Source organism: Mesorhizobium sp. M7A.F.Ca.AU.001.01.1.1 (genome assembly GCF_004022735.1).
Lineage (GTDB): Bacteria > Pseudomonadota > Alphaproteobacteria > Rhizobiales > Rhizobiaceae > Mesorhizobium > Mesorhizobium ciceri.
The window spans coordinates 1-12,316 of the sequence record NZ_RZPF01000098.1; the positions used below are offsets into that span (position 1 = coordinate 1).

The window sequence follows — 12,316 nt, forward strand, 5'->3', positions numbered from 1 at the left end:
GTATCGGCCCAAGACGAAGCGGCGATCCTGGCGCTCAACAACGAGCATGCCGCCGAACTGTCGTGGCTGGAGGCTGAGCGGCTGTCCTTCCTGCTTGGCGAAGCATTTTACACCAGGCGCATCGGCGATCTCGAAGCCTTCATCATGACCTTCGACCAGGATGCCCGCTACGACAGCCCGAATTTCCTGTGGTTCCGCGAGCGCTATGAGCGCTTCGTCTATGTCGACCGGGTCGTCGTGGCGGCGCACGCACGCGGCCGCGGCCACGCCCGCCGGCTCTATCAGGACCTGTTCGGCCATGTTGAGCGCGCCGGCCACACGCTGGTCACCTGCGAAGTCAACACCGCCCCGCCGAACCCCGCCTCGGATGCCTTTCACGCTGCGCTCGGCTTCGTCGAGGCCGGCGACGCCGTTATCCATGGCGGCAAGAAAGCGGTGCGCTATTACGTCAGGCAGATCAGCGCCTGACAGACCAGGCAGATCCGCGCACGAAGATGAGGACTACTGGAACAGGGCTGTCGCACTCACCAGCGTCATCCAGAACCCCCAGACCAACGGGATGCCGACCAGCAGCCAGGCCAGCGTGAGTTTGATCGAATTCTCGTTGTCTTGCGCCATGGTCGGTCTCCTCAGAGCTGATCCCGAAAAGTGGACTCCGGTTTTCGGAAAAGATCATGCTCAAACAATAAGATAGAGCCCATCCCGATTCTATCGGGATGGAACTGACTCTAAGCCACCGCTGGTTCGGTCTTCATGTGGAAGCGCGCATTGACGGGCCGCATCATCAGGTTGAGCAGGAGGCCGACAACCAGCAGGCCGGCCATGATGTACATGGTGACCGTGTAGGCGTCGGCCTTCGCAACGCCGCTGTCGATCTGGTACTGCCGGATATAATTCACCAGCACCGGGCCAAGCACGCCCGCCACCGACCACGCGGTCAGCAATCGGCCGTGGATGGCGCCGACGTAACGCACGCCGAAGACGTCGCGCAGGTAAGCGGGAATGGTGGCGAAGCCGCCGCCATACATGCTGAGGATGATCCCGTAGAACAGCACGAACAGGAAAACGCTGCCGGTCTGGCCGGTCCACGGCACCGCCGCATAGAGGACGACACCCAGCGCGAAGAAGATGGCATAAGTTGTCTTGCGGCCGATATAATCGCTGGTCGAGGCCCAGAAGAAGCGGCCGAGCATGTTGAAGATCGACAGCAGGCCGACGAAGCCGGCGGCAGCGGCAGGCGTGATGCGTCCCGGAAACATCTCCTGGCTCATCGCCGAGGCCTGGCCGAGCACGCCGATCCCTGCCGTCACATTAAGGCACAGCACGCCCCACAGCAGCCAGAACTGCGGCGTCTTCAACGCATCGTCGAGATGGACATTGGACGTCGTCACCATCGCATTCTGTGCCGCCGGCGGCGTCCATCCGGCAGGCCTCCAGCCCTCCGGCGGCACCCTGACGATAACGGCGCCGATCAGCATGAAGACGAAATAGACGATGCCCAGCACCAGGAAGGTTTCGGCGACGCCGATGTGCTCAGGCGTCGAAAACAGCTTCATCAGATAAACCGACAGCGGCGAGGCGATGAAGGCGCCGCCGCCGAAGCCCATGATCGCCATGCCGGTTGCCATGCCCGGCCGGTCCGGAAACCAGGTGATCAGCGTCTTGACCGGCGAGATATAGCCGAGGCCGAGACCGATGCCGCCCAGCACGCCGTAGCCGAGATAGATGATCCACAATTGGTGCAGATAGACGCCGAGCGCCGAGACAATGAAGCCGCCGCCGAAACAACAGGCAGAAGCGACCATGGCTTTGCGCGGACCGACGCGATCCAGCCAGCCGCCGCCGAACGCCGCCGCAATGCCCAGGAACAGGATCGCGATCGAGAAAATCCAGCCGAGGCCGGTCAATTTCCAGTCGTCGGGCGCCGAGTCGGTGATGCCGATCAGCTTAGACATCGGCAAGTTGAAAACGCTGAACGCATAGGCCTGGCCGATGCAAAGGTGGATGCAGAGCGCCGCCGGCGGCACCATCCACCTGCTGAAGCCAGGCTCGGCGACGGTGCGTGAGCGGTCGAGCCAGCCGCCCGCCCTTTCCCCAGTCGTATCCATTCCATCCTCCCAGATGCGTCTTCGAACCATCTTCTCAGATGTGTCCTGCGAACAAACTAGGCGGGTAAGCCGGCGAGGCAATAAGGAATGCCTGCCATACGACCAATGTCTAATGAGACTGGCCCATATCGCAAAGCAGGTCATTGCTTTCCCGAAAGTTAGATTAGAAACAATTGATTGACTGTCTGCTTATGAAGCGCGATCCCTCCACCTGCACTCACGATCATCTGGCCGGGCACGACGGCATTCACCAGTTGCGGTTGAGCCATTCGCGCGCCGGGCGCTCTATGAGGTAGTAGCTGCAGGCCGCGCAAGCGAAGACTGCGGCCAGCATCGGTATCGGCGCGCTGCCTTGCTCATAGACGAATTTGTAGAACGGCTGCTGCCATAAATAGAGCGAGTACGACCACAGCCCCAGCGTCGCCATCGGCCAGGACGACAGCAATCCGGAAAAATACCGTGGGCTGAAATCGAGTGCGTTGACGGCCAGAGCCAGCAGCGGCACCGCGAAGAGATAGTGCATCGGCGTCGGCACCCGATCCAGGAACAGGACAACGGCACAGACCGTTGCCACCAGGGCCACATGCTTGCCTCTCAAAAACGCCGGCAGCCTGCCGTCGGCCTTGAGCAGGCAGATCGAAGCCGACAGGAGGATCGACGCGATGTGCACATCCGTGCGCCAATAAGTGGTTTCGTAGTCCATCCCCAAGACCCAGTACGAAACCGCGCCATTGGCCATGGCCAGCAAGGCCAGCGCCAGGAGCAGCACGACCACGCGAGAGCGACTTGAGACGATGACGCTGATCAGCGCCAGGATGATGTAGGCGTGCTCCTCGATGCAGAGCGACCAGATATGGTCGAGCGCCCCTGCCCGAGCCACGAGAATGCCGGCATAATTGTAGGTGAATGTCAGCGCCGTCAGCGCGGCCTTCCATTTGAAGGCGAGGAACGTGCCGGAGAGCGCGATCATCGCGACGACTACGAAGACCAGAAGAGCCGGATAGATGCGGGAGAAGCGGCGTTTGAAGAATTTTTTCAGCGGGTAGCGTTCGATGAACAGGATCTCGCCCATCAGCCGGCCGCTGAGCACGAAGAAGAATTCGACGCCCAGCACGCCAAGATTGATTCCCGGAACCGGAAAGAAATGGCCGATCAGAACCAGCGCGATCGAAAGCCCGCGCCAGCCGTCGAGATAGGCCAGTCTTGTTCTGGTTGATCTGTCGGCGGCGGATCGGGACGGAACGACATGCGTCGCGGAAATGTCGGTCATGCCGATCCTCTCGCAATAGGCATGCGAAGGGTACGATGGTACAATTCGAACCCAGCTCGCATTCCCGCCCTAGTTCATATTGCAGTGCAATATGGATTTGTGCAAGTGCGAGATTGCTGCCGGATCAGGTCCGGCCTCCGGCTCGGCGGGGATTTGCTTCAAGCAGTGCGGCAGCGATTCCATCAGCAACTGAACGGATGCAGGCCGCCGCACGAGAAAAGGGGCCACGGAGGCCCCTTTCCTTGTCTGCGACTGATCGTATTAGAAACTGTTTCGAAACTCGCCCTGGCGAGTCATAGGTGGTGGTTTCGAGAACCGGAGCGGAGCGTACTTTTGGTACGTGAGCACCGGAAGCACAGAAAACGCCATCAGATGGCCGCCGGAGTAGAGTTTCCAAACAGTTTCTCAGGCGTTGGCTGCCGCAACCGCGCGCTTGGCCATCACCGCGATCAGATTGGCGCGATAATCGGCCGAGGCATGGATGTCGGTCATCAGATTCTTCGCCGGCACTTTCACACCTTCCAGTGCCGAGGCCGCGAAATTCTTGGCCAATGCTGCCTCGATCTCCTTCGAGCGGAAGACGCCGTCATCGCCGGCTCCAGTGACGGCGACGCTGACGCCATCCTTGCCCTTGGCAACGAACACGCCGACGATGGCGTAGCGCGATGCCGGATTGCGGAACTTTTCATAGGCCGCCTTGGCCGGCGCGGTGAAGGTGACGGCGGTGACGATCTCGCCTTCCTTCAACGAGGTCTCGAACAGACCCTTGAAGAACTTGTCGGCAGCGATCTCGCGCTTGTTGGTGATAATGGTGGCGCCCAGCGCCAGGAGCGCCGCCGGATAATCGGCCGCCGGGTCGTTGTTGGCGATCGAGCCGCCGATCGTCCCCTTATGGCGCACCGCCGGATCGCCGATCAGTGACGCCAGATGGGCAAGCGCCGGACAGGCCTTCTTCAGCTTCTCGTCATTGGCAACGGCGTGATGCGTGGTCGCGGCGCCGATGGTGACGGTCTTGCCCGAGACCTTGACGCCCTGCAGCTCCGTGATCCGCGACAGGTCGACAAGGTCTGACGGCGCGGCAAGCCGCGTCTTCATCGCCGGGATCAGCGTCATACCGCCCGAAAGCAGCTTGGCGTCGCCTGTCTTGACCAGCTTGGCAGCATCGGCGACCGAGGCGGCGCGGTGATAGTTGACTGCGTACATGGAATTCTCCCTTGGGTGAATGGGCGAATAGGGAGTAGCGAATAGCGAATAGGAACTATCCAGTCGCACCGCCTTCTCTTCCCTATTCGCTACTCCCTATTCGCTATTCGCTTTCAGTGTTTCGTTGCGCGGATCGCGGCCCAGACGGTGGACGGCGAAGCCGGCATGGCAAGATCGTTGCTGCCGATGGCGTCGGTGAGGGCGTTGATCACCGCCGGCGGCGAGCCGATGGCGCCGGCCTCGCCGCAGCCCTTGATCCCCAACGGATTGCCCGGGCATGGCGTGTTCGAGGTCGAGACCTTGAACGACGGTAGATCGCCGGCGCGCGGCATGGTGTAGTCCATGTAGCTCGCGGTCAAAAGCTGGCCGCTATTGTCATAATGGGCGCCTTCGAGCAGCGCCTGGCCGATGCCTTGCGCCAGCCCGCCATGCACCTGGCCTTCGACGATCATCGGGTTGATGATGTTGCCGAAATCGTCGGCAGCGACGAACTGGACGATCTCGGTGACGCCGGTTTCCGGGTCGACCTCGACCTCGCAGATATAGCAGCCCGCCGGGAAGGTGAAATTCGACGGATCGTAGAACGCCGTCTCCTTCAGCCCGGGCTCCATGCCGCCCGGCAGGTTGTGGGCAGTGTAGGCGGCCAGCGCCATCTGGAACCACGGCACGTTCTTGTCGGTGCCGGCGACCTTCAGCGCGCCATTCTCGATGACGATATCGCCTTCGTCGGCTTCGAGCAGGTGTGCCGCGATCTTCTTGGCCTTGGCCTCGACCTTGTCGAGGGCCTTGACGATGGCCGACATGCCGACTGCACCCGAGCGCGAGCCATAGGTGCCCATGCCCATCTGCACCTTGTCGGTGTCGCCATGCACGATCGAGACCGAATCGAGCGGCACGCCGAAGCGCTCGTTGACCAGTTGCGCGAAGGTCGTCTCATGGCCCTGGCCGTGGCTGTGCGAGCCAGTCAGCACCTCGATCGTGCCGACCGCGTTGACGCGCACTTCCGCCGATTCCCAAAGGCCGACACCGGCGCCGAGCGAGCCGACGGCAGCAGACGGGGCGATGCCGCAGGCTTCGATGTAGCAGCTCATGCCAATGCCGCGCAGCAGCCCCTTCTTGGCGGCGGCGGCCTTGCGCTTGGCAAAGCCGGCATAATCCGACGCCTTCATTGCCGCATCGAGCGAAGCGGCATAGTCGCCGGCGTCATAGCACATGATGACCGGCGTCTGATGCGGAAACGCTGTGACGAAGTTCTTGCGCCGCAGCTCGGCCGGCGAGACGCCGAACTGGCGGGCCGCCGTCTCCATCATGCGCTCCATGACGAAGGTCGCTTCCGGCCGCCCTGCCCCGCGATACGCATCGACGGGCGCGGTGTTGGTATAGATCGCCTTCACATTGGCGTGGATGGCCGGGATATTGTACTGGCCCGACAGCAGCGTCGCATAGAGGTAGGTAGGCGTCGCCGACGAAAACAGCGACATATAGGCGCCAAGATTGGCCTGGGTTTCGACCTTCAGGCCGAGGATCCTGTGGTCCTTGTCGAAGGCCATTTCAGCATGGGTGTGATGGTCGCGGCCATGCGCGTCGGTCAGAAAACTCTCGGTCCGGTCAGCCACCCATTTGACCGGCACCCCGGTCTTCTTCGACGCCCACAGGCAGACGATCTCTTCGGGATAGATGTAGATCTTCGAGCCGAAACCGCCGCCGACATCGGGCGCGATCACGCGCAGCTTGTTTTCCGGCGCGACATTGTAGAAGGCGCTCATCACCAGCCGCGCCACATGCGGGTTCTGCGAGGTCGTCCAGCAGGTGTAGTGATCCTCGGCCTTGTCGTAATGGCCAAGTGCGGCGCGCGGCTCCATGGCGTTAGGCACCAGCCGATTGTTGATGATGTCCATCTTGACGACATGGGCTGCCTTCCCGAAGGCCGCATCCGTGTCGTCGGCATTGCCGATGTCCCAGTCGAAGATCAGATTGTTGTCCGCTTCGGGGTGGATCTGCGGCGCACCCTTGTCCATCGCCTTGGAGGCGTCGACGACGGCCTTCAACTCCTTGTAGGTGATCTCGACCGCCTCGGCGGCGTCACGCGCTTGCCCCTTGGTCTCGGCGACGACAATGACGACGGCGTCACCGACATAACGGACCCGGTCGAAGGCGAGTGGCGACCATGCCCCCATCTTCATCGGCGAGCCGTCCTTGGAGTGGATCATCCAGCCGCAGATGAGATTGCCGATGCCATCGGCCTTGAGTTCCTTGCCGGTCAGCACGCCGATGACGCCGGGCATGCCTTGGGCCTTCTTCACATCGATCTTCTTGATCTGCGCATGCGCGTGCGGACTGCGCACGAAGGCGGCGTGCTTCATGCCGGGAACCACCATGTCGTCGACATAGCGGCCGGCGCCCGTGATGAATCGTTTGTCTTCCTTGCGCGCGACCCGAGCGCCAACACCTTCAATGCCCATCAGAAATTCCTCCCGAGATTGTAGGGGAGTAGGTGAGTAGGGCAGTACGGCAGTAGGGAAAAATTGGCTCCGATTCCCTACTGCCCTACTGCCTTATTGCCCTACTGCCTCGTTCAAGCCGCTTGTTTCGCCTTACCCTTCGACCCCTTCATCGTCGTCGATGCGGCGAGGATCGCCTTGACGATGTTGTGGTAGCCGGTGCAGCGGCAGATGTTGCCGTCGAGCTCGGCACGCACCGTCGCCTCGTCGAGCCCTTCGGGGTGGCGGCCGATCATGTCGGTCGCCGTCATGATCATGCCCGGCGTGCAGAAGCCGCACTGCAGCCCGTGATGTTCCTTGAAGGCGGCCTGCACCGGATGCAGGTCGGCGCCATTTGCCAGGCCCTCGATCGTCAACACGGTCGAGCCGGAGGCCTGCACCGCGAGCATCGTACAGGATTTGACCGCCTTGCCGTCGACGTGGACGACGCAGGCACCGCATTGCGAGGTGTCGCAACCGACATGCGTGCCGGTAAGGCCGAGATTTTCCCGCAGGAAGTGAACCAGAAGTGTTCGGTCCTCGGCAGCACCGCTGACCCGCTTTCCGTTCACCATCAACGAAACGTCCGACATGGTCCCTCCCTGGGTATCAACCTTGGTCATCACGTTGCCAACGCGGCGTTGGCGCATCGGCCATGCGTTATTGGTACACCGCACATCGGACAAAAAACAGCACGTCGCAAACGCGGCACATTGTACTTTCGGTCATGGCCGCCCCCAAACATGCGGTGCCGGTGGCCCCATTGCCAAACCGCCGATTGAAGGCAACAATGTCGGTCGACGCCCGCGCGCCAGAAGCATTTAAAACAGCCGCGCACAAAAAAGCGTCGGAGGAAATGCGGAGAACATCGCTGGCCAATTCACAGACGCGCTATGCATGCGGCCTGTCGGCGCTCACCACGGACGAGCCCGACATGGAGGCGTTCGCCAAGGCGATCGCACTGGAAGCAGCCGCCATCGACGCGGGCTTTGCCCTGCTGTTCTTTTCCCAGAGCCTGGTCGAAGCCAGCGCCCTTTCCCAGGCGCTCATGACCCACGCGCCGGCGCTCCACCACGCCGGCTGCTCGACTGCCGGCGAGATCACGCCGCAAGGTCTCGAGGATGGTCATGTGCTGGCCATGCTGCTTCCGTCCCCCGCGTTTACCGCCGTCAGCGTGATGGTCGAAAATCTGTCCTCGTCGGGTATGGACAGGATCACCGGCGAGGTCGAGACCCTGCGGCGATCGCTGCGCGCGCGCCTCGGTTGCGATCGGACCAAAGGCACTTTCGCGCTCTGCTTCATCGACGGGCTCTCCTATGCCGAAGAAGCGGTGAGTTCAGCCATCCACTGGGGTCTCGATGACATTCCGCTGCTTGGCGGCTCCGCCGGCGACGATCTGAAATTCGAGACGACGCGCCTGATCTCGAACGGCAAGGTCACCTCCGACAGCGCCATCATCGTGCTGATATCGACCGAAATTCCCTTCCATGTCTTCAAGACCGACAATTTCGTTCCCACCGATGAGAAACTGGTGGTGACGGCTTCCGATCCAGATCACCGCATCGTGCGCGAGTTCAACGCCACCAATGCGGCGCAGGAATATGCCGCGTCCGTCGGTATCGTCGCGCAGATGCTGACGCCACTGAGCTTCGCCTCGCATCCCGTGGTGGTGAAGGTGGGCGGACAATATTATTGCCGGTCGATCCAGAAGATGCATGCCGACGGCTCGCTGTCGTTCTTCTGCGCCATAGACGATGGCGTCGTGCTGTCGATCGCTCAGCCCAAGGACATGGTCGAATCGACGCGCGCCGCCCTGCGCGACGTCGAGGAGAGGCTTGGCGGTATCGACATGATCCTCGGCTTCGACTGCGTGCTGCGCCGGCTGGACGCACGCAATCGGCAGGTGTTTCGCGAAATCTCGGAACTCTACCGGGTCAACAATGTCATCGGTTTCGGCACCTATGGCGAACAGTACCGGTCGATGCATCTGAACCAGACTTTCACCGGCATCGCCTTCGGCGAGCGCCAGGCGGCGGAATAGGACGGCGCAACAAGATGCCGCTGAGGGACATAAACGATCTTGAAAAGCTGAAGAAGATCAACGCGGCACTGGTCAGCCGCGTCGAGCGCTCGATGGACCAGCAAGGCAACGCCTTTTCGCTGTTCCAGACCACGATCTCGCTGGAAAACCGGGTGCGTACACGTACCGAGGAACTTCACTCGACCTTGCGGCGGCTGGAGCAGTCGAACATTGACCTCAGTGCCGCCAAGGAAAACGCCGAACTGGCGAACCTGTCAAAAACCCGTTTCCTCGCCGCTGCCAGTCACGACGTGCTGCAGCCGCTGAATGCCGCCCACCTTTCGGTTTCGGCGCTCGCCGAAGTTCAGACCAGCGACGAGGGCAAGAAACTGGTGCGGCAGGTCGAGCGCTCGCTGGAGACGATGGAGGACCTGCTGCGAACCCTGCTCGACATCTCCAAGCTCGATGCCGGCGTGGTGCAGCCCGACATAAGCGACGTCAGCCTGGAGGCGCTGTTCTCGTCGCTCCGCTCGGATTTCCTGCCGGTGGCGGAGATGAAAGGCCTGTCGCTGAAATTCCGGCCGGTCCATGCCGTGGTCCGCTCCGACCGCACGCTGCTGCGCCGTATCCTGCAGAACATTCTCTCCAACGCGCTGGGCTATACACGCTCGGGCGGCGTGCTTGTCGGCACCAGGCATCGCGGCGACACCATCCGCATCGACGTCGCCGACACGGGCTGCGGCATTCCCGACGACCAGCGCGAGGCGGTGTTCGAGGAGTTCCGCCGCGGCACCTCGCCGGCCAATGCCGAACTGGACGGTGGCGGTCTCGGGCTCGGGCTCGCCATCGTGCGCCGCATGGCCAGCGCGCTCGGTCATCCCGTGACATTCTCGTCGAAGGTCGGACGCGGCACGATCTTCCACATCGATGTACCCGTCGGCATCGGTGCGCCAGCCGATGCCATCGCCAGCGTTGCCGACATGGAACGGCCGCGCGGCTATGGCCTGTTCGGCACCAAGGTGCTGCTGGTCGAGAACGATATCGAAGTGCTGCAAGCCATGACCTTCCTGCTCGAACGCTGGCAATGCCTGGTGCGGGCCGCGACCTCGACCGACGATGCGCTCGACATGCTTGGCGACACCGACTGGGTGCCCGACATCGTCATTGCCGACCAGCATCTCGACGGCGGCGATCTCGGCACCACGACCATCGCCGAAGTCCGCGACTATCTCGGCCGCGCCGTGCCGGCGCTGATCGTCACCGCCGACAGTTCGGAAGCCGTCGCCAAGGCCGCCCGCTCCGGCGGCATCGAACTGATGCGCAAGCCGCTGAAGCCGGCCCAACTAAGGGCGCTGCTGGCGCATTTGCTGGCCTGATCACTTCTCACGCGCTATTCCGATCGTCTTGAAAGGAGCGCGTCCTCCCGCGGACAGGTCGCCGACGCGCGCTTTGTTTCGACCGCCACCTACAATGCCGTGTGCGGCCTGCCGGCAACGAAGACAGACCCGAATGGTCTCGTCAAAACCTTTACTTATGACGCCTTCTGCCGGCCCTATCAGGTCTCTCAGAGCGTCACCGGCGCCTATACCAAGACGCGCTTCGAGAACGAGGGCAATCCGGCGACACAGGCGCTGGTCAAGTACACCCCGCTGCCCAATGGCGCGAGTGGGGGCGCCGGCGAGGATTTTACCCGCTCCTTCTATGACGGGCTTGGCCGGGTCTATCGCGTGGAAACCCCCGGAGAGACGGCGGCCAGTGCAAGACGCATTGCCGAGACCGACTACGATCTTCGCGGCAATGTGCTGCGTACCGCCTTCCCGAGGTTCGTCGGTGAGACGGCACAGTGGACCACCAACAGCTACGACTGGGCCGACCGGCTGGTGAAGACGGTCAATCCGGATTCAAGCCAGCGCACTTACTTGAACGAACTGGCCACGGGAACCGGCGTCAACCCACGGCTGAATGCGGTGACGATGACGGACGAGCTTGGCCATCCGACTAAGACAGCATGGACGACACACGGCGATATCGCCGCCATTGTCCGCGACGTCGGTGGCCTCAATCTGCCGGAGGGCCGCAGCTACGACCTGCTCGGCCGGCTGATCGGCGTCACCGATCCCGGCGGTTCGAGCTGGAGCTACAGCTACGATCTGCTCGGCAACCGGCTGTCGGCGTCAGATCCCGATCTCGGCACCTGGACCTATGTCTATGACGCCGCCAACCGCCTTATCAGCCAGACCGACGCCCGAGGCACGGTCACAACGCTCGCCTACGACCAGATGGACCGGCTGACGCTGAAGACGGCAACGGCAGCAGGCGGCAGCCCGGTGACGCTGACCCAGAACACCTACGACCAGGCGGCGTCGGGTTACTACAACATCGGCCAGCTGACCCGCTCGGAAAACGCGGCTGCCGTCCAGCTCTACAATTATGACGGCCTCGGCAAGGTTGCTCGCCAGGATGCCACGATCGCGGGGATCACCAACTATACGTTCAACGTCCACGACGGCTCCGGCCAGAACGTATATGTCCAGTACTTTCCTGTTCAGCTCGACTTCGGTTCGAACGCGAACCGCCTGCAATACACCGCCGGCAACAAGCTCGCCTCCGCCCCCGGCTTCATCACCTCGACCATTTACGAGGCCGATGGCCAGACCAAGGAGATCACCTATTCGAACGGTGTGAAGACCTCGTTCACCTATTCGCCGACGCGGCGCTGGCTGACGCGTGTCACCACGGCACGAGGCGCCACCATCCTGCTCGACGATCAGTACGCGCGTGACAGCCTTGGCCGCATCACCGGCACCACGGGGCTGACGGCTTCGGACAGCTGGACCTATGGCTATGACAATGCCGACCGGCTGACGGCAAGCAGCAATCTGGGCAACACCGCGCTCAGCGAAAGCTTTGTCTATGCCGCCAACGACAATCTGACCTCGCGTACCCGTGTCGCCGGCACCTATATCTATCCCGCGGCAAGTGCTGCTCGTCCGCATGCGCCAACCTCGGTCGGCGCCAATGCTATGGCCTATGATGCCAATGGCAACCTCACCTCCGATGGCAGCCGCACACTGGTCTGGGACGAGGCCAACCGGCTGAAGACGGTCACGCTGGCCTCCAACACTGTCAATCTCGCTTATGGACCCGACGGAGCGCGCGCGAAAAAATCCTCGAGCTTCGCCACCACACTCTATCCCGATGCCAATGTCGAGATCGACCCGGCGACCCCGGGCGC

The 12,316-nt window shown here is 62.3% G+C and carries 9 protein-coding genes; 4 read left to right on the plus strand and 5 right to left on the minus strand.

What is annotated here, in order from left to right:
* The coding region (locus EN884_RS08710; protein WP_128360528.1) for a GNAT family N-acetyltransferase at positions 1-468 on the plus strand (468 nt) is incomplete at its 5' end.
* Between the two features lie 260 nt (positions 469-728).
* Here EN884_RS08710 and EN884_RS08720 read toward each other — a convergent pair.
* The 5 genes from EN884_RS08720 to EN884_RS08740 all read right to left on the minus strand — a co-directional run bounded on the left by EN884_RS08720 (position 729) and on the right by EN884_RS08740 (position 7,654).
* Positions 729-2,108 carry an OFA family MFS transporter gene (locus EN884_RS08720; RefSeq protein ID WP_013531269.1) on the minus strand — a complete coding sequence of 460 codons (1,380 nt, stop codon included), beginning with the start codon at positions 2,106-2,108 and terminating at the stop codon, positions 729-731.
* 247 nt (positions 2,109-2,355) lie between these two features.
* Positions 2,356-3,378, minus strand: coding sequence for an acyltransferase (locus tag EN884_RS08725; RefSeq protein WP_013531268.1), 1,023 nt, complete (start codon positions 3,376-3,378; stop codon positions 2,356-2,358).
* Positions 3,379-3,783: 405 nt separating this feature from the next.
* The gene (locus EN884_RS08730) at positions 3,784-4,581 is read right to left on the minus strand and encodes a xanthine dehydrogenase family protein subunit M (RefSeq protein ID WP_063168155.1); all 798 of its coding nucleotides are present in this window, start codon (positions 4,579-4,581) and stop codon (positions 3,784-3,786) included.
* A 113-nt stretch (positions 4,582-4,694) separates the two neighbouring features.
* On the minus strand, positions 4,695-7,043 hold the full coding sequence (locus EN884_RS08735) for a xanthine dehydrogenase family protein molybdopterin-binding subunit (RefSeq protein ID WP_027160446.1): 2,349 nt from the start codon (positions 7,041-7,043) through the stop codon (positions 4,695-4,697).
* Between the two features lie 113 nt (positions 7,044-7,156).
* Positions 7,157-7,654, minus strand: coding sequence for a (2Fe-2S)-binding protein (locus EN884_RS08740; protein WP_013531265.1), 498 nt, complete (start codon positions 7,652-7,654; stop codon positions 7,157-7,159).
* A 263-nt stretch (positions 7,655-7,917) separates the two neighbouring features.
* Here EN884_RS08740 and EN884_RS08745 point away from each other — a divergent pair, with 263 nt between their 5' ends.
* From EN884_RS08745 to EN884_RS08755, 3 genes are all read left to right on the plus strand, one after another.
* Positions 7,918-9,102, plus strand: coding sequence for an FIST signal transduction protein (locus tag EN884_RS08745; protein WP_050580471.1), 1,185 nt, complete (start codon positions 7,918-7,920; stop codon positions 9,100-9,102).
* 14 nt (positions 9,103-9,116) lie between these two features.
* Complete coding sequence (locus EN884_RS08750; protein ID WP_128360529.1) at positions 9,117-10,457, plus strand: hybrid sensor histidine kinase/response regulator; 1,341 nt, start codon at positions 9,117-9,119, stop codon at positions 10,455-10,457.
* A gap of 99 nt (positions 10,458-10,556) precedes the next feature.
* The coding region (locus tag EN884_RS08755; protein ID WP_164894952.1) for an RHS repeat protein at positions 10,557-12,316 on the plus strand (1,760 nt) is incomplete at its 3' end.